Genomic DNA, 25,914 nt, shown 5'->3' with positions numbered 1-25,914 from the left:
CAATGTATTAAACAGACAGCTTATTGACGTCCATTTTGACGACCGCTTTGCGCACGTTAGCCGATTCGCCAACGGCGCACAGCGGTTTATGCACCTCGCCCGGATAAAACACCACGAAATCACCGGCCTGCATAATCATGGTTTTTTCCTGCTCGCCGGCAGCCAGAAACGCAATGTCTTTATCTTCCAGCCAGTCGGTATCAATGTACCCCGCAGGAAGATTGCTGAACGTCATTCCCTCCGTTCCGTTCAGGACAATCTGGATATCCAGATAACGGGCATGAAACTCCGCACGGCGATCTGCCTGCGGCGCCGTTGAATCATTTGAAATCAGAACAAACGCGTCATTGCCGTGGATATCGTGTTTACCCAGGGGGGTTTCCGCCGTGATATTTTTCTTCACATACTCAATGGCTTCGCGCAGTTCAGCGGGCAGATAAGGCACTAAATGCAGTTGATGGATGTTTCCGGTGATCATCATAACCTCGTGAGAGTGATTCATTAGTGAAACGTTGTTTCAGAAATAATAATCCTCTTTATGTACGGGTGGCTACCTTTCAGATCAAGATTTCCCTTTTTCGCTAAAATTAATTTTCCCGGTTTTATGCGTGCCTTAGAAGAATGGTTATGCATCCGTAGTGCATAGATTGCATCTTCAGCCACAAATACCCGCGACCAGGTGACTGGTCTGAAACGATATTTTCAAAAACTCCTCTGCCGATCACAAAATGACGAATATAAAAACCGCTTGAAATCACAATAATTATTTTGATTATTTCCCATTTTTAGGATTTTTATTCAAACAAATTTAATCCCTATGCGTATGATAATTTAAACCCCTTTATTTCAATGCATTACGATTGCATGAATTATATCCCAACCAGTCATTTTTCTAACAAGTAAAATAATTACTCCTATCACACGTTATTTATTCATAACGGATAATTGATTAATAAAATAAACAATGCGCATCATCAATTAATTATCACTCCATTGTATTCATTCATTCTGATGAGATCGGAATCACATCTTAAATGCTTCAGCGGAATATTATTCACTTCGTTGCAGACGAGATGAAAAAAGATTGAATAACTCCATTTATTCATCAAGGTTTCGTTTTGCCTGAAATATTAACCAGATTACTTTTTTCATAAGAAAGGAATAAATATGAAAAGGCATTATGTCGGTTCTGAAATAGGTCAACTGCACAGCGTCATGCTGCACCGGCCTAATTTAAGCTTGCAACGCTTAACCCCTTCGAATTGCCAGGAACTGTTATTTGATGACGTACTTTCCGTTGAAAGAGCCGGTAAGGAACATGATGTTTTCAGCCAGACACTGCGCCAGCAAGGGGTTGAAGTTCTGCTTCTGACTGATTTACTGACCGAAACGCTGGATAATCGCGAGGCCAAAGACTGGCTGCTGAATATGCAGATCTCCGACTACCGTCTGGGGCCGCAATTTGCTGAAGAGATCCGTGGCTGGCTGGCCGATCTTCCTCACCGGCAAACGGCGCGTTTCATGAGTGGCGGATTAACTTATAACGAGATCCCTTCGACTATCCACAATATGGTCGTTGATACCCATATGGCGAATGATTTTATTATTAAGCCACTGCCGAATCATTTATTTACCCGCGATACCTCCTGCTGGATATATAACGGGGTTTCCGTGAACCCGATGGCCAAAGCGGCAAGAAAGCGCGAAACAAATAATCTGCGTGCCATATATCGCTGGCATCCATTATTCAGCGATAACGAATTCATTACTTATTTCGGTGACGATGATTTCAATTACGACCATGCCACGCTGGAAGGCGGCGACGTCCTGGTCATTGGTCGCGGCGCAGTGTTAATCGGGATGTCAGAAAGAACCACACCGCAGGGCGTTGAGTTCCTCGCCCGTTCTCTGTTTAAACATCAGCAGGCGACCAAAGTTATCGCGTTGGAATTACCAAAACACCGCGCCTGTATGCATCTCGACACCGTCATGACCCACATCGATATCGACACTTTCTCGGTTTATCCCGAAGTCGTACGTGACACCACGCAGTGCTGGACTCTGACCGATGACGGCCGCGGGGGCCTTCGTCGTCAGGAAGAACCGCATTTCCTGAAAGCCATCGAAAAAGCGCTGGGGCTGGATGAAGTGAAACTGATCACCACCGGTGGCGACAGTTTTGAAGCCGAGCGCGAACAATGGAATGACGCCAACAACGTGCTGACCGTACGTCCCGGCGTCGTGATTGGCTATGAGCGCAATACGTGGACCAACGAAAAATACGATAAGGCCGGGATCACCGTGCTGCCTATTCCCGGAGATGAACTCGGGCGTGGCCGTGGCGGCGCTCGTTGCATGAGTTGCCCGCTGGAACGCGACGACATCTGAAAAACCACACCAGGGAAAATACCATGACAAAACCCACACTGGTCGTCGCACTGGGCGGCAATGCATTGCTGCGTCGCGGCGAACCTTTGGAAGCCAGCATTCAGCGGAAAAATATTCAGCTGGCGGCAGAAACACTCAGCGCATTGTGTCAGCAATGGCGTGTTGTGCTGGTTCACGGCAACGGACCGCAGGTCGGATTACTGGCGTTGCAAAACAGTGCTTATACCGCCGTTTCGCCTTATCCGCTGGATATTTTGGTCGCCCAGACGCAGGGAATGATCGGCTATCTCCTGCAACAGGAATTGAAAAATTGCCTGCCGGAAATCCGCGTTTGCACGCTGCTCACACAGGTGGAAATCAGTCCGCTGGATCCGGCTTTCAATCATCCGACCAAATACATCGGGCCGGTTTACACCCGCGAACAGTCTGCTGCGCTGGCCGCAGAAAAGGGCTGGGCGATGAAAGCGGACGGGCAGCATTTCCGCCGCGTCGTGGCCTCGCCGCAACCGCTAAGCATTATCGAAACCGACGCGATCAACGCGCTGCTTCAGGACGGACATCTGGTTATTTGCAATGGCGGCGGCGGTGTTCCGGTCTGCAAAACCGCTAAAGGACTGGAAGGCGCGGAAGCGGTCATCGACAAAGATCTCTCGGCCGCCCTGCTCGCCCGGCAACTGCACGCCGATGCGCTTCTGATCCTCACCGACGCTGATGCGGTGTACCTCGACTGGGGAAAACCAACGCAGCGTCCGCTTCAACAGACCACCACACGCGACCTGGCCGGAATGACTTTCGATGCGGGCTCTATGGGCCCAAAAATCGCCGCAGCCTGCCAGTTTGTCGATGCCTGCCACGGATTAGCCGGGATCGGTGCCCTGACCGACGGCGAAGCGATTCTCGCGGGCCTGAGAGGCACCTCCATCCGTGCGTCGTAATAACGTCATGAAAGGAATAAAACTATGAGTAACACCTTAAAAAACCGTCATTTTCTCAAACTTCTGGATTTTACGCCGGATGAAATCCAGCAATTGATTAATCTCGCCTTTACCCTGAAAACATACAAAAAGAGTGGCCGGGAGCAGCAGTATTTACTCGGCAAAAATATCGCGCTGATTTTCGAAAAAACGTCCACGAGAACCCGCTGTGCGTTTGAAGTGGCGGCTTTCGATCAGGGAGCAAAAGTGACGTATCTCGGCCCGAGCGGCAGCCAGATTGGTCATAAAGAGTCGATGAAAGACACCGCCCGCGTGCTGGGCCGGATGTACGACGGCATTGAATACCGGGGTTTTGCGCAAAGGATTGTTGAGGAGCTGGCCGAGTTTTCCGGCGTCCCGGTCTGGAACGGGCTGACGGATGAATTTCATCCCACACAGATTCTCGCCGACCTGATGACCATGCTCGAACACGCGCCGGGAAAACAACTCAGCGAATTAAGCTTTGCCTATCTGGGCGATGCACGAAACAACATGGGCAATTCGCTGATGGTCGGCGCCGCCAAAATGGGCATGGACATCCGCCTGGTCGCACCGAAATCCTTCTGGCCAGACGCTGCGCTGGTCAGTGAGTGCCGGAAAATAGCCGGAACCACCGGTGCCCGCATTTTGCTGACCGAGCACGTCGATGAAGGCGTGAACGGGGTGGATTTCCTCTACACCGATGTCTGGGTTTCGATGGGCGAAGCCAAATCTGCCTGGGCCGAACGCATCAGCCTGATGACGCCGTATCAGGTCAATGCCGCCGTCATCAAAGCCACCGGCAATCCTGATGTGAAATTCATGCACTGCCTGCCCGCGTTTCACAACGAAGAAACTACCCTCGGGAAAGAGCTGGAAATCGCCTATGGAATGAAAGGGTTGGAAGTAACGGATGACGTTTTCGAGTCGGCGCATTCCATTGTGTTCGATGAGGCCGAAAACCGCATGCACACCATAAAAGCGGTCATGGTGGCCACCCTGGGCGATGCCTGAATTTTTTGCGTGAAGCCCGTCTGAGGTCTTCACGCCTTTTTTAAGGATTATGTTGATGCGTACATTCAAATTTCCTTCCGCCTACACCATTCTTTTTATTCTTATCGCCGTCGTCGCGGGCCTGACCTGGATTATCCCCGCCGGCGAATACAACATGGCGATGAACGCCGGTCTTGGGAAAGAAGTCCCGGTTTCCGGCACTTATCACGCTGTTGCCGGTAATCCTCAGGGGATTATCGATATCTTTCTTGCCCCCATTGATGGCCTTTATAACCACGTTACCGGGCAGGCGGGCGCAATCGACGTGGCGCTGTTTATCCTCATTATCGGCGGTTTTCTCGGCGTGGTGACCAAAACCGGTGCCATTGATGCGGGGATTGAACGGGTGACTCATCGCCTGCGCGGCAAAGAAGAATGGATGATCCCGATCCTGATGGCGCTGTTTGCCGCCGGGGGCACTATTTATGGCATGGCCGAGGAATCCCTGCCATTTTACACCCTGCTGGTGCCGGTCATGATGGCCGCCCGCTTCGACCCGCTGGTAGCCGCCGCGACAGTTCTCCTCGGCGCAGGTATCGGAACCCTCGGTTCCACCATTAATCCCTTTGCAACCGTGATCGCCGCCAATGCCGCCGACATTCCTTTCACCAGTGGCATCGGCCTGCGCGCAGTCATTCTGGTGGTTGGCTGGCTAATATGCGTTGTATGGGTGATGCGCTACGCCCGTAAAGTTCGTCGGGACCCGTCGCTGTCAATCGTCGCCGATCAATGGGAATCAAACCGCGAACACTTCCTCGGCGATCGCCGCGAAGAGCTGCTGCCGTTTACCGGCGTGCGGAAAATCGTTTTAACGATCTTCGCGCTGGCCTTTGTCTTGATGATTTATGGCGTCTCCGTCAAAGGCTGGTGGATGGGCGAAATCTCCGCCGTCTTTCTTGCCGCCGCCATCTTTGTCGGGTTAATTGCCCGGATGAGCGAAACCGAGCTGACCACCACTTTCATTGACGGCGCACGCGATCTTCTCGGCGTCGCGCTGATCATCGGGATCGCGCGCGGTATCGTGGTCGTGATGGATAACGGCATGATCACGCACACCATTTTGCACAGCGCCGAAAACATTGTTTCCGGGCTCTCCAATGTGGTGTTCATCAATGTGATGTTTTTGCTCGAAGTTGTGTTGTCTTTTCTGGTGCCATCTTCATCGGGTCTGGCCGTGATGACCATGCCTATCATGGCCCCGCTGGCCGATTTTGCGCACATCGGCCGCGAACTGGTGGTCACCGCATATCAGTCAGCTTCCGGTCTTGTGAACCTGGTGACGCCTACATCAGCGGTCGTCATGGGCGGTCTGGCCATTGCGCGCGTGCCCTATGTCCGCTGGCTGAAATGGGTTGCGCCTTTGCTCGGGATACTGCTGGTGTTGCTAATGTTAGCGCTGAGTCTGGGTTCTTTGTTTTAACCCTTCGTTGATGATGATTTTTTTGCCATGTTGACGTCCTTTATTCATCAGGGAATATGACCATGAAAAGAACGTTGTCTGCACTTGAAAAAGAACACGAGCAGTTGATCTTGTGTCACCGGCTGATCGCCAGCAAAAGTTTTGCTTCACAGGAAGCGCTGCGCCGTGAATTTCAGCGTGCGGGATACCGGAATATCAGCCAGTCCACGGTATCGCGGCTGCTGAAAACGCTGGGGGTGGTGAAGATCCAGAATGCCAAAGGCAAAAAAATGTACGCGCTGAATGAGCAATATCAGCCCGTTCCCGATGCGTTGCGCCCGGTCACTGAGATGGTGACCAGCGTGGATTACAACCCGCAGTTTGTCATCGTGCATGTGTCGTCGGGCTACGGGCGGGCGGTGGGGAAAATCATTGACCATCAGGGATTGCATGAGGTTCTCGGCGTCATCGCATCCAGCACCGCCGTCTTCGTCGCGCCAAGGGAAACCCGCGAGATCGGGCAGGTTTGTCAGTTAATCAGGCAGGTATTGATGGTCAAAGGAAACCCGAGCAGCAATCGTTTGCCTTAGTCCATTTTTCCGCTTGATGTCGCCGGTGACGCGCGTATAATGCGCCACAATTTGCCGGGAGAACCTATGAACAATTGCCACGTTTTGTGCTCAGATGATCGACCAAACACCGTGCCATCAGGCAGCCCGCTGCCGTTGTTCTTCCGTGGCATTACCGTTTTACTGAAAGCCCCTCATTGAGGGGCTTTTTTTTGTCCGGAATTTAAGAACATCGGTTTTTGAGCGAATTTCTTTTAAGAACAAAGAAACAGGAGAATGACTATGGCTAACCCGCTATATCAAAAAGACATCATTTCTATCAACGATCTCAGCCGCGAGGAGCTGGAGCTGGTGCTCGACACCGCGGCCAGCCTGAAAGCGGATCCGCAACCGGAATTGTTGAAACACAAAGTGATCGCCAGTTGTTTCTTCGAAGCCTCAACCCGTACGCGCCTGTCGTTTGAGACGTCCATGCATCGTCTCGGGGCTTCCGTCGTCGGTTTCTCTGACAGCAGCAATACGTCGCTCGGCAAAAAAGGCGAGACGCTGGCCGATACCATTTCGGTGATCAGCACTTACGTGGATGCCATCGTGATGCGCCATCCGCAGGAAGGCGCGGCGCGTCTGGCGACAGAATTCTCCGGCGGCATTCCGGTTCTCAACGCCGGTGACGGCGCGAACCAGCACCCGACGCAAACCTTGCTGGATTTGTTCACCATTCAGGAAACGCAGGGACGTCTTGATAACATCAAAATCGCGATGGTCGGCGACCTGAAATATGGCCGTACCGTTCATTCTCTGGCGCAGGCGCTGGCGAAATTTAACGGCAACCGCTTCTACTTTATCGCCCCCGACGCACTCGCCATGCCGGGCTATATTCTGGCGCTGCTGGAAGAGAAAGGCATCGAATATAGCCTGCACAGCAGCATCGATGACGTCGTGCCGGAAATCGACATTCTGTACATGACCCGCGTACAGAAAGAGCGTCTGGACCCGTCTGAATATGCCAACGTCAAAGCCCAGTTCGTCCTGCGCGCGGCGGATCTGAACGGCGCTCAGCCGCACCTGAAAGTCCTGCACCCGCTGCCACGCATCGACGAAATCACGCCGGATGTCGATAAAACGCCATACGCCTGGTATTTCCAGCAGGCCGGTAACGGGATTTTTGCGCGTCAGGCTTTACTGGCGCTGGTTCTGAACGCAGATATTGCACAGTCAGCTTGAGGAGAAAACGATCATGACTCACGACAATAAACTTCAGGTTGAAGCCATTAAATGCGGCACGGTAATCGACCATATTCCGGCGCAGGTCGGCTTTAAATTGCTGTCGTTATTTAAATTTACGCAGACAGAACAACGCGTTACCGTCGGCCTGAATTTGCCTTCCGGCGAGCTTGGCCGCAAAGATATTATCAAAATTGAAAACACCTTTCTGACCGACGAACAGGTTAATCAGCTGGCGGTCTATGCCCCGCGCGCTACGGTGAACCGCATTGATAATTATGAAGTTGTGAAGAAGCTGATGCCGACGTTGCCGGACCGTATTATCGGGGTTTTACGCTGCCCGAACGGCAACTGCATCAGCCGATTTGAACCGGTGGATTCCAGCTTTGCGGTGAAACAGCGCGCAGATGGCGTTCACCTGAAATGCAAATACTGTGAGAAAGAGTTCGAACATCAGGTTGTGCTCAACAACGACTGAGCAGGTATACTGACGACCGGATTTTTACCCATAACCCAAAATCAGGAGACATTATGTCCCGCGAAATCAGTACTGAAAACGCACCCGCCGCAATCGGTCCTTATGTTCAGGGCGTGGATCTGGGCAGTATGATCATCACTTCAGGCCAGATCCCTGTTGATCCTAAAACCGGTGCCGTGGCCGACGACATCGCCGCTCAGGCGCGTCAGTCTCTGGAAAACGTCCAGGCTATCGTTGAAGCCGCTGGCCTGAAAGTGTCAGACATCGTGAAAACTACCGTTTTCGTGAAAGATCTGAACGACTTCGCCACCGTTAACGCCACGTACGAAGCTTTCTTCACCGAGCACAAAGCGCCTTTCCCGGCCCGTTCATGCGTTGAAGTTGCCCGCCTGCCTAAAGACGTGAAAATCGAAATCGAAGCCATCGCCGTCCGCCGTTAATCCGCGTCCCCGATGCACCAGACCAGCCTGCGGGCTGGTTTTTTTTGCCCTATTTTCAGGCAAAGAAACCCTTTAACGCTCTATAATTAAGCAGTCCCCCCTTATTTCCCCTGATTTTCAGCCCGTTTTGCACGCTGGCACACTTTATGCCTGATCTTCATTGTTATTGAACGATTCAATTGCGGCCTGTCCAGTTTGTGAGGTGATGATGATCAAGATTGACCTTTCCGATTCACCCTTTTTTGATGAGATGTTAATGGCTGACGGGACGCACCGCAGCCATTATCAGGCCTACTGGCAATGGTTGCAGCAAGCCGATCAACAGGCGGTCCAGCGCAAAAAAGAGGAAGCCGCGCTGTTATTCCATCGGGTGGGAATTACCTTTAACGTTTACGGTGAAGATGATGGCGCAGAACGTTTAATCCCGTTCGACAGCGTTCCGCGGATCATCCCGGCCAGCGAATGGCAAATGCTCGATCGCGGCATTCGTCAGCGCGTTCAGGCGCTGAATGCTTTTCTGCACGACATCTATCACGATCAAAAAATACTGAAAGCAGGGATCGTTCCGGCCGAACAGGTTCTGGCAAACGATCAGTATCAGCCTTGTATGCAGGGCATCGATCTTCACCGGGATACGTACGCGCACATCGCCGGAACCGATATGGTGCGGGGTGGCGACGGCGAATATTACGTGCTTGAAGATAATCTGCGCACACCGTCCGGCGTTTCTTACATGATGGAAAACCGCAAAATGATGATGCGGTTATACCCGGAACTGTTCGCAGAACAGCGCATTGCGCCGGTTTCTCGCTACCCTTCCCATCTGCTGCAAACGCTGCGTGAAAGCACACCGGTTAACGATCCGACCGTCGTGGTTCTGACACCCGGCAGGTTCAACAGCGCGTACTTCGAGCACAGTTTCCTTGCGCAGCAAATGGGCGTGGAACTGGTGGAAAGCGTCGATTTATTCGTGAAGGACGGCGCGGTGTTTATGCGTACAACTGCGGGCCCGTGCAAAATCGATGTGATCTACCGCCGTATCGACGACGCATTCCTCGATCCGCTGGCCTTCCGCGCCGACTCGATGCTCGGCGTGCCCGGCCTGCTTTCCGTTTATCGCGCCGGTGGCGTGGTATTGGCGAATGCGATCGGCACCGGCGTCGCCGATGACAAATCGATCTACCCCTATGTGCCGGAAATGATCCGCTACTATCTGGCCGAAGATCCGATCCTTAATAACGTCCCGACCTGGCAATGCCGCAAAGAGAGTGACCTGTCTTTCGTGCTGGCGAATCTGGAAAAAATGGTGGTGAAAGAGGTTCATGGTGCAGGCGGTTACGGCATGCTGATTGGCCCGACCGCCAGCAAGGCTGAAATCGAACGCTTCCGCCAGTTGCTGAAAACGCGGCCTGAAAACTATATCGCGCAGGAAACGCTGGCGCTCTCAACCTGCCCGACGTTTGTGGAGAACGGGCTGGCCCCGCGGCATATCGATTTGCGGCCTTTCGCCCTGACCGGCGCTGAAATCCGTCTGGTGCCGGGCGGCTTAACCCGCGTTGCGCTGGCGGAAGGCTCGCTGGTGGTAAATTCATCTCAGGGCGGCGGGACCAAAGATACCTGGGTGCTGGAAGAAGAGTCGGAAGATCCGACGGAGGGTGACGCATGCTAAGCAGAACAGCCAGCGAACTTTACTGGATGGCGCGTTATCTGGAACGCGCCGAGAATATCGCACGCCTGCTGGACGTGACCAATAAGCTGTCGATGATGTCGATCCGTGACGTCAGCGCCCGCGACGAAAATAACGATCTGCTGGTCCCGCTGACCATGACCGGCACCCGCACATTATTCAATGAACACTATCCGCAGGAAACAATGGGCAATCTGCTCAACTTTTTCGCGCTGGACAGTTTCAACCACAGCAGCATTTTCAGCTGTCTGCAAATGGCCTGGAACAATGCGCACGCGGTGCGCGGTAGTCTGTCTTCTGAAGTTTGGGAAAGCATCAATGCCACCTGGATTGAGATGAAACTGATCCGACGTCAGGGCGTCGGATCGGCGGGCGCGGATTCTTTCTTCGACTGGGTTAAGGAGCGCTCACATCTGTTCCGTGGCGCGATGTTTGGCACTTTGCTGCGCAGCGATGCCCTGAATTTCATCCGCCTGGGCACCATGCTTGAGCGGGCTGACAGCACCGCAAGGCTGCTGGACGCCAAAAATCAGCTGCTCAATGCCGATGAGGATCCTGTGCGCGAATACTACCGGATGGACACCTTATTGCGCGCCGTCAGTGCCCGCGAAGCATTCCATACGCTCTACAAACAGCAGCTCAGCCAGAAACGCATTGCCGAACTGCTGGTACTGCGCCGCGAACTGCCGCGATCCCTGTTGTCCTGTGTAGAAATTATCGCCGAACAGCTGGAGGAAATCGGCGGGTCAGCGGGAAATTTGCCGCGTCGCCGCATTCATACCCTTCACGCTCAGCTCCGCTTCACCGAAATGGACGAGATAGTCGAAATGGGCCTCAGCCCGTGGTTAATGCAGTTTCTTGGCCAGACCAACGCCATCGCTGAGAGCATTCATCAAACCTATCTGGAGGCACAATAATGAAACTGAATGTCAGTCATCAGACGCATTACACCTATGCGCAGCAGGTCAAACACAGTACGCAATATCTGCGCCTGACGCCGCAGGATTCCAGCCATCAGAAGATCCTTTCATGGGATCTGACGCTGCCGGAGTACGCCACCCGAACGCTGGACGCATACGGCAACGTATTACACGTGCTGACGCTGGATCAGCCGCATCAGGCAATCACTATCGAAGCCAACGGCGTGGTCGAAATTGAAGACAACACAGAAGATGATAATTGCGGGCATTTATCGCCGCTGGTTTTTTTGCGCACCAGCCCGCTGACACAGGCCGACGGCGCGATCCGCGATTTCGCCAGCCGCTATTATCGCCCGCAGGATCAGCATGAAAGTCTGTGCAATCTGATGGGCGAATTACTGCTGAAAATGCCTTACAGCCCCGGCAGCACCACGGTGAAAGACAGTGCCTCGCAGGCTTTTTCAGCGCAAACCGGCGTATGTCAGGATCATACCCACGTTTTCCTCGCCTGCTGCCGCAGTCTGGGGATCCCGGCGCGTTACGTCAGCGGATATCTATACTCAGAAGATTCGACACATGTTGCCATGCACGCCTGGGCGGAAGCCTGGCTGGATGATCGCTGGCAGAGCTTTGATGTTACCAACAACACCTGCAAACCGAATCAGCATTTGAAACTGGCTATCGGCATAGATTATCTTGATGCGTGCCCGGTCCGCGGTATCCGGCTGGGTGGAGGCAGCGAAGATATGCGCACTGTCGCAGCCGTTGCGATGCTCGACGTGCCACAATAAACCTGACGCCTGAGGAAAATTTTTTATGACTTACTGTGTGGCCATGCGCTTGTCCTCTGGCCTAGTGTTTGTTTCAGATTCACGCACCAACGCCGGAGTGGACCATATTTCCACTTTCCGTAAACTGCATGTTTTTCATCAAAGTGATGAGCGCGTGCTGGTGATCCAGAGCGCCGGAAATCTGGCGACCACACAGAGCATTATCAGCCTGCTGCATCGCCGCTGCGTAGACGATGAGCGGGAAAACCTGCTCAACGTGAAATCCATGTATGACGCCGCGAGCCTGCTGGGCGACACGGTTCGCGAAGTCATCGCCCGCGACAGCGGTGCGAACCAGGGCGGAAACACGGATTTCAGCTGCAACTTGCTGCTGGGCGGCCAGATAAAAGGCGAAGGTCTGCGGTTATTCCATGTTTATCCGCAGGGGAATTTCATCGAGGCCACGCACGATACGCCGTATTTCCAGATTGGCGAAAGCAAGTACGGAAAACCGATTATTGATCGCGTGCTGAACTTCGAGACGCCGCTGGATCAGGCAATGCAATGCGCGCTGATTTCGATGGACTCTACGCTGCGCAGCAATCTTTCCGTCGGCCTGCCGCTGGATGTGATGACCTATCCGACCCACAGTTTCAGTGCTGCGCAGCAGCACCGGATCACCGAAACCCATCCGTATTTTGACATGATCCGCAAAGGCTGGGGCGAAGGCCTGCTGAGTATATTTTCTCAATTGCCGCCGCTGAAATTAGACGAGTAAATTCTCTTCCGGCGGAGTGATCCCTACTCCGTCGCTTTATTTTCATCCATCTTCTGCACAATCTTTTTCTCGACCTCGAACGGATCGATGCCGCGCAGCTGTAACCGGCGGAAGCGGATAATGTTAAAGCCGTTCATGACGAGGAAACTGCCTTCGATAAGCGAACCGCCTATCGAACCAAGCCAGATGTTGTGGAATACCCAGCAGCAGGTTGAGCACCACATGATGCAGCGCGTGGTCAGCCCGCTGGTGCGAAACAGCGCCCAGGTGCTGACGACCGTTGCGCCGACCGGCAATAATTCCACCCAGTGATGTGCGCGGTTCAGGCCGAGAACCAGCGTCAGCACGATGAAAATTACCATGATCCACTGATTGCGCGTACGCAGGGAAATCAGGGTTCGCAGGGAGTTCAGCAAGGCGCTCATGCCTGCCGGTGCGGCTCCCATCATCAGGAAATGCACGCCGATAATGGCGCTGTAGGCGGAAAGCTGCTGTTTAAAGCGACGGTCGCTGCGGTTGAAAAACATCGTGATACCGACCACAAAGGCCAGAACACCGACTGACTGGGCAAACCAGTAATACGTCATTTTTCGGAGATCTCATTCGTAGGATGCGTAGAAAAAGCAAACGGCGCTTCATATTTGAAACGCCGTTTCATTCTAACGAGTATCCGGAAGAGTTACAATGTGACACCGCTTTTAAAGATCGCCAGTTCACGGAAATCGTTAATTTCGTTTTTGGCTTTGCGGCCATCCGCGATCGCAACGATCAGATCCACAAACTCACCCAGCAGCTGATCCATGCTGACATCGTGGATCAGGCGACCTGCATCGAAGTCGATCCAGTGTGGCTTTTTCATCGCCAGTTCGCTGTTGGTCGCCAGTTTTACCGTCGGAACAAAACCGCCGTAAGGCGTGCCGCGACCGGTACTGAACAGCACCATATGACAACCGGCACCGGCCAGCGCGCTGGTTGCCACGGCGTCGTTACCCGGCGCACTCAGCAAGTTCAGGCCCGGCGTCGTCAGACGTTCGCCGTATTTCAGCACATCCATCACCGGGCTTTGCCCTGCTTTCTGCGTACAGCCCAGCGATTTTTCTTCCAGCGTGGTAATACCGCCCGCTTTGTTGCCCGGGGAGGGGTTCTCGTAAATCGGCTGATTATGTTCGATGAAGTACTGTTTGAAATCATTCACCATGTGAACGGTTTTCTCAAACGTGCCTTCATCGCGGCAGCGGCTCATCAGAATACGTTCGGCACCAAACATTTCAGGCACTTCGGTCAGCACCGAAGTGCCACCATTGGCGATCACATAGTCGGAAAAACGCCCGAGCAGCGGATTCGCGGTGATACCGGACAAGCCATCAGAACCGCCACATTCCAGACCGAATTTCAGCTCGCTGAGTTTACCGGGAACGCGTTTATCGTCACGCATTACGGCATACAGTTCGCGCAGACGTTCCAGACCCGCTTCCACTTCGTCGTCGAATTTTTGCAACGTCATAAAGCGCACGCGATCTTCGTCAACCTCACCCAGCGTTTCACGGAAGACGTCTACCTGATTGTTTTCACAACCCAGACCAATCACCAGCACCGCGCCCGCGTTCGGATGGCGCACCATATTTTGCAGCATGGTGCGGGTGTTCACGTGGTCATCGCCCAGTTGCGAACAGCCAAACGGATGGGTGAACAGGAAAACGCCGTCGGTGCCTTCTGCGTCATTGGTTTCTTTCAGAAAACGTGACTGGATCTGGCGCGCAATCCCGTTCACGCAGCCGACTGTTGGGATCAGCCAAATCTCGTTCCGGATCCCAACCTGACCGTTTTTACGACGGTAGATCTGCACTTCGCGATCAGCCATCTGTTCAGGCACGGTGGCGAAATCCGGCTGATACTGGTATTCGTCCAGATCGCTGAGATTGGTTTTAGCGTTTTGTGAATGGATATGCACGCCCGGTTCGATCGCCGCCAGCGCATGACCAATCGGCAGGCCATATTTCACAATATTTTCCCCGGCCGCTATCGGGCGCAGAGCAAATTTGTGACCACGGACCACAGGCTGAGCCAGAACAACACGATACCCGCCCGCTTCAACTTGCTCGCCCGCCCCGATATCGCGTAAAGCCACAGCGACGTTATCAGCGGTATGAATTTGAATGATACTTTGCATAGTTGCTCTCTTAGCTATAAGCCGCCAACGCATCACGCATGCCGCGATCTTCAATCGCCTGCAATTGTTCGGTCACTTTCGCCGTCAGACCCGGCACGGTATTCAGGTCACGTCCCCAGTGTTCTTCATCCGCCAGCACGGTTTCGACCAGCCCGATTAACGGCAGGCTGCCGTTACGCACATCGCTCCACAGTCCGGAGAAACGGCTCAGCCAGTGGGCATCGTCCTGCAGAGGATAAATTTCACCGTTACGTTCCCCGCGGTAAAACGCCAGCAACGCTGCCAGGGCAAAGGTCAGGCGCGGAGGCAGAAGCTGATTCTTTGCCTGGCTCGCCAGCAGCTGCGGCAGAATGCGGGTGCGGTATTTGGTCATGCCATTCAGGGCAATCGACAGCAACTGATGCTGAATGAACGGATTGCGGAAACGGCTGAGCACCGCCTGCGCGAAGGACGTCAGTTCATCCTGTGGCAAATCCAGCACCGGCGAGATTTCTTCGGCGATGGCCAGTTCAACAAAGCGGCTGATTTGCGGATCGTTCATTGATTCGCCCACGGTGTTCAGACCTGCCAGGAAGGCCACCGGCACCAGCGCCGTGTGCGCGCCATTGAGGATCGCCACTTTGCGTTCTTTATACGGTTTGATGTCGTCAACCAGACGGATATTCAGCAGCAGTTTGTCCAGACGCAGTTCCTGAGCCAGGCTTTTTGGCCCCTGGATCACGAACAGATAGAAGTGTTCGGCGCTGTCGAAGAAGCTGTCCTGATAACCGAGTTCTTCCTGCAGGCTGTCGATTTCGCTGCGCGGGTAGCCCGTCACAATGCGGTCAACCAGCGTCGAGCAGAAGGTGTTACTGTTTTCCAGCCACTGTGTGAACGCCGCCGGCAATGCCCATTGCTGTGCGTAGCGCAACACCAGTTCCTGTAAGGCTTCGCCGTTATAATCAATCAGTTCACACGGCAGTAAAACCCAGCCTTTATCAGCGGCACCGGAGAAGTGAGTGAAGCGTTCGAACAACAGACGGGTCAGTTTGGCCGGGAAGCTGGCCGGAGGCGCGTCGTTCAGGCTGTCGCTTTCGACATAACTGATACCCGCTTCGGTGGTGTTAGAAAACACAAAGCGGATATTCGGATCGCGGGCCAGTGCCAGATATTCGTCAAACTGATGGTAAATATTGATTTCGCGGTTTACGGAACGAATGATGCGCGTGTCGCGCACGGTTTCGCCCTGCTCATTCAGGCCGCTGATGATCGTGGTGTACAGACCGTCCTGCGTGCTCAGTGAAGGTGGGAAATCGGTGTCAATCGGGCGAACGACCACGATCCCGGCATCCAGATCGGTATGTTCATTGAGCAAATCTATTTGCCAGTCGACAAACGCCCGCAAAAAGTTGCCTTCACCGAACTGGATAATTTTGTCTGGATGTTGACGGCCTGGGAAGTCACGGCGATTTAACCTTTGCATCTCACATTCACCTTAATTTGGTCAGACGCCGGTCTTTGAGGACATCACTTTGTCCCGTGGCCGTCGTTCTTTATTGGGATAATAGTTTGTTATTTCTGTGTTTTATCAGGAGCGCAGGAATCTGCGCTCCGTCGTGCTTTTAGTTCAGTTCAATCTGGAAATACTGTTTGGCGTTATCGAAGCAGATGTTTTTCACCATATTGCCCAGCAGTTCAATATCTGCCGGCGCTTCGCCGTCTTCTACCCAGCGGCCAATCATCTGGCACAGAATGCGACGGAAATATTCATGACGGGTATAAGACAGGAAGCTGCGACTGTCGGTCAGCATCCCCACGAAGCGGCTCAGCAAGCCCAGATTGGCGAGCTGCGTCATCTGACGTTGCATGCCATCTTTCTGGTCGTTGAACCACCAGCCGGAGCCGAACTGCATTTTGCCCGGCATCCCTTCACCCTGGAAGTTACCGACCATGGTGCCGATCACTTCGTTATCACGCGGGTTCAGGCAGTACAGAATGGTTTTCGGCAGGCCACCGGCCAGACCTTGCGCGCCCAGCAGTTTGGACAGCGGTTCTGCCAGCGGCTGGTCATTGATGGAGTCGAAACCGACGTCTGCGCCGATCAGCTGGAACATACGGGTGTTGTTATTGCGCAGCGCGCCAATGTGGTACTGCTGCACCCATTCACGGCGCTGATATTCAGAAGCCAGATAAAGCAACACGCCGGTTTTGAACTGGGCGATTTCTTCTGTGGTTGGCGTTTCACCGTTCAGGCGGCGGGCCAGAATGCCGTCCAGCGTGGCGTCATCCGCTTCGCCATACACCACAACATCCAGCGCGTGGTCGGAAACTTTGCAACCGTGCGCCGCGAAGTGATCCATACGTTTTTTCAGCGCATCACGCAGATCGCTGAAGCGGGTGATGGAAACATCAGCCGCAGCTTCCAGTTTCTTCACGTAATCCGCAAACGTGGCGGCTTCAATGTTGAAAGCTTTGTCCGGGCGCCAGCTTGGCAGCACTTTGATATCAAAGCGGGTGTCCTGGGCGACAGCTTTATGATGTTCCAGAGAATCGATCGGATCATCGGTTGTGCCGACCATTTTCACGTTCATCTGTTTCATGATGCCGCGGGCAGAGAAGTTGTCCTGCGCCAGTAATTCATTACCGCGTTCCCAGATTTCGCCTGCGGTGGACGGGGAAAGCAGTTTGCCGGTAATGCCAAACGGACGACGCAGCTCAAGGTGCGTCCAGTGATAAAGCGGGTTACCGATGGTGTGAGGAACCGTAGCGGCCCACGCGTCAAATTTCTCGCGGTCAGTGGCGTCGCCAGTACACATACGTTCAGGAACACCGTTGGTGCGCATCGCACGCCATTTGTAGTGATCGCCTTTCAGCCAAATGTCATACAAGTTTTTGAATTTGTAGTCCTGAGCAATCAGCTCAGGCGGCAAATGGCAGTGGTAGTCGAAAATTGGCTCATCTTTCGCGTAGTCGTGATACAGGCGACGTGCGAATTCAGTGTCGAGAAGGAAGTCTTCTGTTAAAAACTGCGCCATCTTAGGTTCCTCATCATGAAATCTGTAGAGTTGTCTCTCAATGGTGCGAAGTTATCACACCAATTCAGGTTGTCGTCCAGCTCTTTTTAGGGGTATGTGCCGGTAATAGCAGGCAATTCAGGACCCAATAAACTCACTAACTCTCTGTAAAATAATAACGTTGAAGCCTTACTGCACGGGTACTTATTATCCTCACAATCAGAGTGTCATTTTGTGATGTCACTCAAACTTTAAATCTGTATGACAGGTTATTTCGTACCAAATGTGACAAAACCAATTTCACCTTTTCCACGTGATGCCGCCGTTTGATCAACCTCTCCCGCCTCGCACCTGCGCCATTTCCTCGGGTTCTTCTGATTAACAGCACAATAAAACGCACGATCTGTACTCAAAACACCGCCGCGTTAAGCGTACGGACGAAATGTGATCAACCCGTAAAGTTGTTACACCAATTTCGTTTCAGTTATCCGGTCTCTGATGTTAATCCTTCACATAAAAGTGTGAACAGGATCAACTAAAAATCAATTTTCTCAGTAAATTCAATTAAATAAGTGTGTAGTTAAAAAAGTTAAGTAACCACACAATTTAAATGTGGTTTTGTGATGTCATTCAAATTTTAAATCTGTATGACAAGTTATCTTTGCTTCGCCCGGACAAGAGCGTCAGAGATTACCTGCCACGTCCTTTCGCTGTTGCCCGGGCAAAACACTTCCCAGGCGCAGTCAGCCTCATGGCGAAGCAACAATTCTGGTGTTCAGGACGCTCATCGGATCTTACGCACAGATAACAATAAACCAGTGCGTAAACATCGGGCCGCTCCCAGTGAAATCATCTGGCGGCGATATCCCCGGAAAACACTTTAAGGAAGCCAGAAGCCCATGCTCAGGCAGCGTGGTGCGAAATACGCCATGACAGCGTGCGTTGTCATTGCCGGATTATTTACTGGGAGAGAGTTAAATGGGTAAGATTAAAGGGTTACGCTGGTACATGATCGCACTGGTGACATGCGGCACTGTATTAGGCTATTTAACACGTAACGCCATTGCCGCCGCAGCACCGACGCTGATGACTCAGCTCAACATCACCACTCAGCAATATTCTTATATTATCGCGGCTTATTCCGCCTGCTATACCCTGATGCAGCCGGTTGCCGGTTATGTTCTTGACGTCATGGGCACGAAAGTCGGTTACGCCATGTTCGCCATTATGTGGGCCATCTTCTGTATGGCGACCGCGCTGGCCAGCAGCTGGGGCGGTCTGGCGATCGCCCGTGGTGCTGTCGGTATGGCTGAAGCCGCGATGATCCCTGCCGGCCTTAAAGCCAGCAGTGAATGGTTCCCGGCCAAAGAGCGTTCTATCGCCGTGGGCTACTTTAACGTCGGTTCTTCAATCGGCGGGATGATTGCGCCACCGCTGGTTGTCTGGTGCATCCTGATGCACAGCTGGCAGCTCGCCTTCATCATCACCGGTGCATTGAGCCTGATCTGGGCACTGAGCTGGCTGGTGTTCTACAAACACCCGAAAGATCAGAAAAAACTGAGTAACGAAGAACGCGATTACATTCTCGATGGTCAGGAAGCACAGCACCAGACCACCAACGGCAAGAAAATGTCTGCCTGGCAGATCCTGCGTAACCGCCAGTTCTGGGGCATCGCGCTGCCACGCTTCCTGGCTGAACCTGCCTGGGGCACATTCAACGCCTGGATCCCGCTGTTCATGTTCAAAGTGTATGGCTTTAACCTGAAAGAAATCGCGATGTTTGCGTGGATGCCGATGCTGTTCGCTGACCTCGGTTGTATCCTTGGCGGCTACCTGCCTCCGCTGTTCCAGAAGTATTTCAAAGTGAACCTGATTGTCTCCCGTAAACTGGTGGTTACCATGGGTGCGGTCCTGATGATCGGCCCTGGCATGATTGGCCTGTTCACCAGCCCGTACGCGGCAATCGCTTTACTGTGCATCGGTGGTTTTGCTCACCAGTCACTGTCCGGCGCGCTGATTACTCTGTCTTCTGACGTGTTTGGCCGTAACGAAGTGGCGACAGCCAACGGTCTGACCGGAATGGCGGCGTGGATGGCAAGTACCATGTTTGCTCTGGTCGTCGGTGCGCTGGCCGATACCATCGGTTTCAGCCCGCTGTTTGCCGCTCTTGCCGTCTTCGACCTGCTTGGTGCAATCATCATCTGGACCGTACTGCAGAACCGTTCCGCAGTAGAAGCAGCCCCGGCCCCGCTGAAAACCGCGAAAGCCTGATCCGCCAATCACAAACCCGGTAAAATTCTTTGCCGGGTTTGTCTCTTTCTGACATTTCTCCAGTGCCTTTGTGGCCGATGCACGGTGCATCAACCTTTCGTAAATCGTATACTGGTAGTTGTATAATAGGTTTGCAGGTCTGTCCGACACTCGCATCTTGCAGGTTTCACTACTTTTAAAGAGCACTCATATGGAATCCACAGACACCAGACGCCTTTACCAACAACTGGCTGCCACGCTCAAGGAACGAATCGAAACAGGTGTGTATCCGGTTGGCGAGAAGTTACCTGCTGAACGTCTCATTTCCGATGAGATGGACGTCAGCCGCACAGTGGTGCGCGAAGCGATCATCATGCTGGAAGTTGAAGGTTATGTGGAAGTCCGTAAAGGCTCGGGCATTCATGTGATGTCAAATCAGCAGCGCCATCTGGTGGTACCTGATAATGGCATCGAGTTTGGCACCGCTGGCCCGTTCGAGCTGCTTCAGGCGCGTCAGCTGATTGAAAGCAATATCGCGGAGTTCGCCGCCACGCAAGTGACCAAACAGGACATCATGCGCCTGATGGAAATTCAGGAGCACGCGCGCCAGGAAGATCGTTTCCGTGATTCCGAATGGGACTTGAAGTTCCACGTGCAGGTAGCGCAAGCCACGCAGAATAATGCGCTTTCAACTATCGTTGAAAAAATGTGGAGCCAGCGGTTGCATAACCCTTACTGGCGTAAGCTGCACGAGCACATTGATGAGAAATCGATTGAGAGCTGGTGCGAAGATCACGACCTGATCCTTAAAGCACTGATTCGCCGTGATCCGCATGCCTCGAAACTTGCCATGTGGCAGCATCTGGAAAATACCAAACAAATGCTTTTCCGCGCCACAAGCGATGATTTTGAATTTAACGTAGACCGTTATCTCTATTCAGAAAATCCGGTTGTTCATCTGGATCCACCGCTGCTTAATACCAAATAAATTCCCCTTAAGGCCGGAAATTCTCTCCAACCGGCCTTTTCTCCCCATCTGCGTGATTTCGCATTATCCTGTCAGACACTGTCGAGTAGTGTCAGCCAATGTAAAACCCCTTTCCATTACGTGCGCCGGACTTAAATGATCGGTCTCAACGCGCTATATTTACCTGTCTGAGTTATTGTTATTTTGTTACAGTTAGACCCGTTTTTTTACGCGTTTACGAGGCATGAAACAGCGCTTTAAACGTGTAAATCCCCGATGAATTCAAAACCAGATAGCCCGCCAGGGAAATGGCGACCTTATCAGCTTACAGGCCGCGTCGAGACATATTCTCCGCTGATGTCAATGCTGACCCACTGAAAATGATGGAGTTTTACACGACAGATGGAAATTATCAGCTCGCTTATCGATGCCCTCTGGCAACAAGATTATGTCACCCTCGCCAACCCTTCTCTGGTCTGGGCGCTGTACCTGATTTTATTCATGATCATCTTTCTGGAAAACGGTTTACTGCCTGCGGCTTTTTTACCTGGCGACAGCCTGCTGATCCTCGTGGGAGTACTGATTGCCAAAGGTGCCATGAATTTCCCGCTGACGATTTTCCTGCTGACGACCGCCGCCAGCCTTGGCTGCTGGCTCAGTTATGCGCAGGGGAAATGGCTGGGGAATAACCGGATAGTACAAAGCTGGCTGGCCCATTTGCCGGTGCAATATCACGAACGTGCACACGCCTTGTTCCATAAACACGGGCTTTCCGCGCTGCTGGTTGGCCGTTTTCTGGCCTTTGTCCGCACTCTGCTGCCAACAATTGCCGGTTTATCGGGCCTGAGCAACAGCCGTTTCCAGTTTTTCAACTGGGTGAGCGGTCTGCTCTGGATCCTGATCCTGACCTCGTTAGGGTATTTCCTGGGCAAAACGCCGCTGTTCCTAAAATACGAAGATCTGGTGATGAATTGCCTGATGCTGCTGCCGGTGCTTTTGCTGATTGGCGGGCTGATCGGTTCCATTGTCGTTTTGTGGCGTAAAAAGCACGCTGACCGCCAGAACAAAGGCAAAAGCGCATAATGAATCGCCTGTTGAGAAAGCACTCATTTATCTGGCCAGCGCTGTTTATCCTGCTGGCCGCCGCGGCCATGATTGGGCTGGCGATATCGCGTCTTCCGGCACCGGCCAGCGCGCTGCAAATCCGCCCGGCACGTTCTGGCGTGGCACTGCCCGATGGTTTTTATGTTTACCAGAGCCTGACCGAGCGCGGCATTCATATCAAAAGTATTACTCCGCTGGAAGATGGTCTGGTCGTTCAGCTCGATTCTGCTGCACAGCGCAAAATGGCACAGGACGTGTTGCAAACCATTTTGCCCGCAGGCTTTGTGATTCAATATTGCGAACCGCCACATACCAAAGCCTGGCTGACCAAGCTGGACCGTGATCGTTTAAAGGTAGGGTAACTGACAGCGGATTTGTCTGATATCACAACCCATTTGTCAGTGATATGATTTCAAGGCTAGTTATTCAAAAAATCTCTACTCACGGAAATAAGTGCCACAATCACTTAACCATCAAAAGGAAGCCCGACGATGAAAATCACTTTATCTGCACTCGTTTTAGCCCCGGCAATGTTATTCACCACCGCAAGCTTTGCTGCGCCTCAGCCAGAAAGCTGCGTGACGAAACAGCACGAAATTCAGAAACAGATCGACGAAGCCCGCCTGCACAAAAACGAGAACCGCGTCGACGGTTTGGAAAAGGCACTGCGTGAGAATAAAGCGCACTGCACCGATGCTGGGCTTAAAGCTGAAAACCAGAAACGTGTCGAAGAAAAACGTGAGAAAGTCCGCGAACGTGAGCAGGAACTGAAAGAAGCTCAGGCGAATGGCAATCACGAAAAAATCGCCAAAAAGCAGCAAAAACTGGAAGAAGCACAGTCTGAACTTAAACAGGCTCAGGGTCTGTAATCCCCTCTCTTAAAGCGCCCGGCCGGCGCTTTAATGCGGGATCTTGCTTTTTAAAACAGACAATTCGCATTTGCGATCACCTGAATATCCGCTATGTTAAAAGTTCGAATCAGTTAACGTATGGAGTGACTTACACATGGCTAGTAATACATCAGAACAACTGCGCGCTGAATTAAAGTCATTGGCAGATACGCTGGAAGAAGTTCTTCAGACCTCTACCGATAAGCCGAAAGCTGAACTCGATAAGTTACGCGGCAAAGCAGAATCCCTGCTGAAAGATACCCGCGAACGTCTGAGCGATACGGGCGATAAGATTGCCACTCAGACCAAAGAAATCGCTGGCAAAGCCGATGATTACGTACATGAAAAACCGTGGACAGGCGTCGGTATTGGTGCCGCTGTCGGTGTTGTGATTGGCGTTCTGTTAGCCCGTCGCTAATTATGTCTGAACCGATAAAACCGGCACCACAGGGACCGGGTAAAGGGCTTTTTGACATCGTTTCACGCATCGCCACCGTGGTGGTGGGCATGGTTGAAACGCGTGTCAGGCTGGTTGTTGTTGAGCTGGAAGAGGAAAAGGCCAATATTTTCCAATTGCTGCTCATGGCTGGCATTACCCTGATTTTTACCGCCTTTGGTCTTATGAGTTTGCTGGTCCTCCTTTTCTGGGCAATTGACCCGGCATATCGCCTGATTGCGATCGGTACGGCGACCGGTGTTCTGCTGTTCCTTGCTGTGGTTTTAGGCGCGATGACGCTGGCAAAAGCCAAACGTTCAACGCTTTTGAGCCTCACCCGCAAACAGCTGGATATCGATCGGGCGTTGCTGGAAAAGGATGACAATCTATGAGTATCCCTAACCGCGCTATCGAAAAAGTCAGACTTCTGCGCCAGATTGAGCGCCAGCGCGCCGAGCTATCTGAGGCGGGTTCTGACTGGCTGGATGCCACAGCGAAAATTGATCGCGGCTGGGTGAAAATCGTGGATATGCGTAAGTATCTGGTCGTGGGTTCCAGCCTGATTGCCGTCTACGGCATCCGCCATCCCAGCAGCATTGTGCGCTGGTCACGGCGGGCATTTGGTATCTGGGGCACCGTCCGGCTTTTCCGCAAGACTTTCGCCAGCAAATAAGCTTAGCGACATTCACATCAAAGGGTCGGATGACTATTCATCCGACCCTTTTCTTTTTGAATAACAATCCTTCCGCCGTTCAATTTATTTGAATCATTCCAACAGTTTTACTTGCTAACAAAGCGTAATCGTTAGACTTATTATCTCGTCATCAACTGATGCGGTAACGGCGAGAAACATTTTCTGACCGGACCGGTAACACTTTAAGCTCAATTTGAGCACACTACGTTTTGGAGAAGAAAATGACTAAGTTACAAGACACTGCTTTACTGGTAGCCCGTATCCTGATGCCAATTCTGTTCATCGTTGCCGGTTGGGGAAAAATTAACGGTTACACCGCAACCGCGGGTTACATGACTTCCATGGGCGTTCCAAGCTTCTTCCTGCCACTGACTATTTTGTTAGAATTTGGCGGCGGTCTGGCAATCCTGTTCGGCTTCTTCACCCGCACTACTGCGCTGATCACAGCCATCTTCACCATCCTGACGGCGCTGATCTTCCATACTGATTTTGCACAGGGCGTGAACCAGATGATGTTCATGAAAAACCTATCCATCGCTGGCGGTTTCTTCGTTCTGTTTGCTTCAGGCCCGGGCGCATTCAGCATCGACCGTCTGATCAAGAAAAACTGGTAATCACTGCTCCGGCACCAGGGCGCTGTAACCCAGGCTATAATTCAATAAGACAATAAAAAAGCACCTGCAGGGCGATGTGATTAATCACCTCGCCCTTTTTAATTCTGAAAGGTCACTGACAGTAAGGAAAATATCATGGGACAACTGGTCGAAGGCAAATGGCAGGACACCTGGTATGACACCAAATCTACCGGCGGTCATTTCAAACGTTCTGCGGCGCAGTTCCGTAACTGGATCACACCCGATGGTGCACCGGGCGAGCACGGCGTCGGCGGTTTTACCGCTGAGCGCGACCGCTATCATCTTTATGTTTCACTGGCCTGTCCGTGGGCACACCGGACACTGCTGATGCGCGCCCTGAAAGGGCTCGAAGACATTATCCCTGTTTCCGTCGTACACCCGCTGATGCTGGAACATGGCTGGACGTTCGGAACCGATTTCCCGGCCGCTACCGGCGATGATTTATATCATCTGAATTATGCGTATGAAATCTATCTGCGTGCGCAGAATGATTACACAGGCCGCGTGACTGTACCGATCCTGTGGGACAAAAAGCAGCAGACGATTGTCAGCAACGAATCGGCAGATATCATCCGCATGTTTAACAGCGCATTTGATGCCGTGGGCGCAAAAGCCGGGGATTATTATCCGCCGTCGTTACGCCCGTCGATTGATGAGATTAATGAGTGGGTCTATCCGCAAATCAACAACGGCGTGTATAAAGCCGGTTTTGCGACCTCTCAGGACGCGTACGACGAAGCGGTGAATGGCGTGTTTGATGCGCTGGAACGCGCTGAGGAATTACTGGGTAAACACCGCTATCTGACAGGCAACAAGCTCACCGAAGCCGATCTCCGTCTGTGGACCACGCTGGTTCGCTTTGATCCGGTCTACGTCACGCATTTCAAATGCGACCGTCACCGCATCAGCGATTATCCGAATCTGTATGGGTTCCTGCGCGATATCTACCAGATGCCCGGCATCCGTGAAACGGTGGATTTTGCGCATATCCGTAATCACTATTACCGCAGCCACGCGACCATCAATCCGTACGGCATTATTTCTACCGGACCGGCACAGGACTTAGAGTCTGAGCACGGCCGCGACAAACGCTTTTAATCTTGTCTTTTCCCTTCC

At 52.5% G+C, this 25,914-nt stretch carries 27 protein-coding genes; 22 read left to right on the top strand and 5 right to left on the bottom strand.

Annotated features, from left to right (window positions below):
* Positions 1 to 7: 7 nt before the first annotated feature.
* On the bottom strand, positions 8 to 478 hold the full coding sequence (locus GW579_RS20220; protein ID WP_165061614.1) for a NanQ anomerase/TabA/YiaL family protein: 471 nt from the start codon (positions 476 to 478) through the stop codon (positions 8 to 10).
* Between the two features lie 689 nt (positions 479 to 1,167).
* Between GW579_RS20220 and arcA the strand changes: the two genes are divergently transcribed.
* From arcA to GW579_RS20160, 12 genes are all read left to right on the top strand, one after another.
* Positions 1,168 to 2,388, top strand: a complete 1,221-nt coding sequence (gene arcA / locus GW579_RS20215; protein WP_165061386.1) for an arginine deiminase — start codon at positions 1,168 to 1,170, stop codon at positions 2,386 to 2,388.
* Positions 2,389 to 2,411: 23 nt separating this feature from the next.
* A complete protein-coding gene (gene arcC, locus GW579_RS20210; protein WP_152327290.1) occupies positions 2,412 to 3,323 on the top strand; it encodes a carbamate kinase in 912 nt (303 codons plus the stop codon).
* A gap of 24 nt (positions 3,324 to 3,347) precedes the next feature.
* Positions 3,348 to 4,355, top strand: a complete 1,008-nt coding sequence (gene argF / locus GW579_RS20205; protein ID WP_152327291.1) for an ornithine carbamoyltransferase — start codon at positions 3,348 to 3,350, stop codon at positions 4,353 to 4,355.
* A gap of 55 nt (positions 4,356 to 4,410) precedes the next feature.
* Positions 4,411 to 5,814, top strand: a complete 1,404-nt coding sequence (locus tag GW579_RS20200) for a YfcC family protein (protein ID WP_165061383.1) — start codon at positions 4,411 to 4,413, stop codon at positions 5,812 to 5,814.
* Between the two features lie 62 nt (positions 5,815 to 5,876).
* The gene (locus GW579_RS20195; protein ID WP_152327293.1) at positions 5,877 to 6,383 is read left to right on the top strand and encodes an arginine repressor; all 507 of its coding nucleotides are present in this window, start codon (positions 5,877 to 5,879) and stop codon (positions 6,381 to 6,383) included.
* A gap of 261 nt (positions 6,384 to 6,644) precedes the next feature.
* Positions 6,645 to 7,586 (top strand): aspartate carbamoyltransferase, encoded by a 942-nt coding sequence (pyrB, locus tag GW579_RS20190; protein ID WP_152327294.1) that lies wholly within the window; start codon positions 6,645 to 6,647, stop codon positions 7,584 to 7,586.
* A gap of 13 nt (positions 7,587 to 7,599) precedes the next feature.
* Entirely contained in the window at positions 7,600 to 8,064 is a 465-nt protein-coding gene (gene pyrI, locus GW579_RS20185) for an aspartate carbamoyltransferase regulatory subunit (RefSeq protein WP_101075010.1), read from the top strand.
* A 53-nt stretch (positions 8,065 to 8,117) separates the two neighbouring features.
* Positions 8,118 to 8,504 carry a 2-iminobutanoate/2-iminopropanoate deaminase gene (gene ridA / locus GW579_RS20180; RefSeq protein WP_101075009.1) on the top strand — a complete coding sequence of 129 codons (387 nt, stop codon included), beginning with the start codon at positions 8,118 to 8,120 and terminating at the stop codon, positions 8,502 to 8,504.
* A 208-nt stretch (positions 8,505 to 8,712) separates the two neighbouring features.
* Positions 8,713 to 10,173: a circularly permuted type 2 ATP-grasp protein gene (locus GW579_RS20175; RefSeq protein ID WP_152327295.1), complete on the top strand. Its 1,461-nt coding sequence runs from the start codon at positions 8,713 to 8,715 to the stop codon at positions 10,171 to 10,173.
* Positions 10,167 to 11,108 carry an alpha-E domain-containing protein gene (locus GW579_RS20170; protein ID WP_152327296.1) on the top strand — a complete coding sequence of 314 codons (942 nt, stop codon included), beginning with the start codon at positions 10,167 to 10,169 and terminating at the stop codon, positions 11,106 to 11,108. The genes GW579_RS20175 and GW579_RS20170 overlap by 7 nt, the downstream gene beginning before the upstream one ends.
* Positions 11,108 to 11,902, top strand: coding sequence for a transglutaminase family protein (locus GW579_RS20165; RefSeq protein ID WP_165061380.1), 795 nt, complete (start codon positions 11,108 to 11,110; stop codon positions 11,900 to 11,902). The genes GW579_RS20170 and GW579_RS20165 overlap by 1 nt, the downstream gene beginning before the upstream one ends.
* Before the next feature lie 25 nt (positions 11,903 to 11,927).
* Positions 11,928 to 12,659: a proteasome-type protease gene (locus GW579_RS20160; RefSeq protein WP_152327298.1), complete on the top strand. Its 732-nt coding sequence runs from the start codon at positions 11,928 to 11,930 to the stop codon at positions 12,657 to 12,659.
* Positions 12,660 to 12,682: 23 nt separating this feature from the next.
* Here the strand turns inward: GW579_RS20160 and GW579_RS20155 are convergent, their stop codons facing one another.
* The 4 genes from GW579_RS20155 to uxaC all read right to left on the bottom strand — a co-directional run bounded on the left by GW579_RS20155 (position 12,683) and on the right by uxaC (position 17,843).
* Positions 12,683 to 13,246, bottom strand: a complete 564-nt coding sequence (locus GW579_RS20155; protein ID WP_165061378.1) for a YgjV family protein — start codon at positions 13,244 to 13,246, stop codon at positions 12,683 to 12,685.
* A 92-nt stretch (positions 13,247 to 13,338) separates the two neighbouring features.
* A complete protein-coding gene (locus GW579_RS20150; protein WP_152327300.1) occupies positions 13,339 to 14,829 on the bottom strand; it encodes a UxaA family hydrolase in 1,491 nt (496 codons plus the stop codon).
* Between the two features lie 10 nt (positions 14,830 to 14,839).
* The gene (locus GW579_RS20145) at positions 14,840 to 16,291 is read right to left on the bottom strand and encodes a tagaturonate reductase (protein WP_165061375.1); all 1,452 of its coding nucleotides are present in this window, start codon (positions 16,289 to 16,291) and stop codon (positions 14,840 to 14,842) included.
* A 139-nt stretch (positions 16,292 to 16,430) separates the two neighbouring features.
* Positions 16,431 to 17,843: a glucuronate isomerase gene (gene uxaC, locus GW579_RS20140; protein WP_152327302.1), complete on the bottom strand. Its 1,413-nt coding sequence runs from the start codon at positions 17,841 to 17,843 to the stop codon at positions 16,431 to 16,433.
* Positions 17,844 to 18,800: 957 nt separating this feature from the next.
* Here uxaC and GW579_RS20135 point away from each other — a divergent pair.
* The 10 genes from GW579_RS20135 to GW579_RS20090 all read left to right on the top strand — a co-directional run bounded on the left by GW579_RS20135 (position 18,801) and on the right by GW579_RS20090 (position 25,896).
* The gene (locus tag GW579_RS20135; protein ID WP_152327303.1) at positions 18,801 to 20,093 is read left to right on the top strand and encodes an MFS transporter; all 1,293 of its coding nucleotides are present in this window, start codon (positions 18,801 to 18,803) and stop codon (positions 20,091 to 20,093) included.
* A 190-nt stretch (positions 20,094 to 20,283) separates the two neighbouring features.
* On the top strand, positions 20,284 to 21,060 hold the full coding sequence (gene exuR, locus GW579_RS20130; RefSeq protein ID WP_152327304.1) for a transcriptional regulator ExuR: 777 nt from the start codon (positions 20,284 to 20,286) through the stop codon (positions 21,058 to 21,060).
* Positions 21,061 to 21,441: 381 nt separating this feature from the next.
* Complete coding sequence (locus tag GW579_RS20125) at positions 21,442 to 22,122, top strand: DedA family protein (RefSeq protein ID WP_152327305.1); 681 nt, start codon at positions 21,442 to 21,444, stop codon at positions 22,120 to 22,122.
* An 11-nt stretch (positions 22,123 to 22,133) separates the two neighbouring features.
* Positions 22,134 to 22,505: an EnvZ/OmpR regulon moderator MzrA gene (gene mzrA, locus GW579_RS20120; protein WP_371819843.1), complete on the top strand. Its 372-nt coding sequence runs from the start codon at positions 22,134 to 22,136 to the stop codon at positions 22,503 to 22,505.
* A 129-nt stretch (positions 22,506 to 22,634) separates the two neighbouring features.
* A complete protein-coding gene (locus GW579_RS20115) occupies positions 22,635 to 23,012 on the top strand; it encodes a DUF1090 domain-containing protein (protein ID WP_152327307.1) in 378 nt (125 codons plus the stop codon).
* Between the two features lie 136 nt (positions 23,013 to 23,148).
* Positions 23,149 to 23,451, top strand: coding sequence for an ElaB/YgaM/YqjD family protein (locus tag GW579_RS20110; RefSeq protein ID WP_152327308.1), 303 nt, complete (start codon positions 23,149 to 23,151; stop codon positions 23,449 to 23,451).
* A gap of 2 nt (positions 23,452 to 23,453) precedes the next feature.
* Positions 23,454 to 23,861 (top strand): phage holin family protein, encoded by a 408-nt coding sequence (locus tag GW579_RS20105; RefSeq protein WP_152327309.1) that lies wholly within the window; start codon positions 23,454 to 23,456, stop codon positions 23,859 to 23,861.
* A complete protein-coding gene (locus GW579_RS20100; protein ID WP_152327310.1) occupies positions 23,858 to 24,142 on the top strand; it encodes a YqjK-like family protein in 285 nt (94 codons plus the stop codon). The genes GW579_RS20105 and GW579_RS20100 overlap by 4 nt, the downstream gene beginning before the upstream one ends.
* Positions 24,143 to 24,384: 242 nt before the next feature.
* Positions 24,385 to 24,777, top strand: coding sequence for a DoxX family protein (locus GW579_RS20095; RefSeq protein ID WP_101074992.1), 393 nt, complete (start codon positions 24,385 to 24,387; stop codon positions 24,775 to 24,777).
* A 135-nt stretch (positions 24,778 to 24,912) separates the two neighbouring features.
* Positions 24,913 to 25,896 carry a glutathione S-transferase family protein gene (locus GW579_RS20090; protein WP_165061372.1) on the top strand — a complete coding sequence of 328 codons (984 nt, stop codon included), beginning with the start codon at positions 24,913 to 24,915 and terminating at the stop codon, positions 25,894 to 25,896.
* The last annotated feature ends 18 nt before the right edge of the window (positions 25,897 to 25,914 follow it).

It is taken from the genome of Rahnella contaminans (genome assembly GCF_011065485.1).
Taxonomy (GTDB): Bacteria; Pseudomonadota; Gammaproteobacteria; order Enterobacterales; family Enterobacteriaceae; genus Rahnella; species Rahnella contaminans.
The sequence above is the reverse complement of the archived record's forward strand: the minus strand, read 5'-3'. Positions and strand labels throughout refer to the sequence as shown.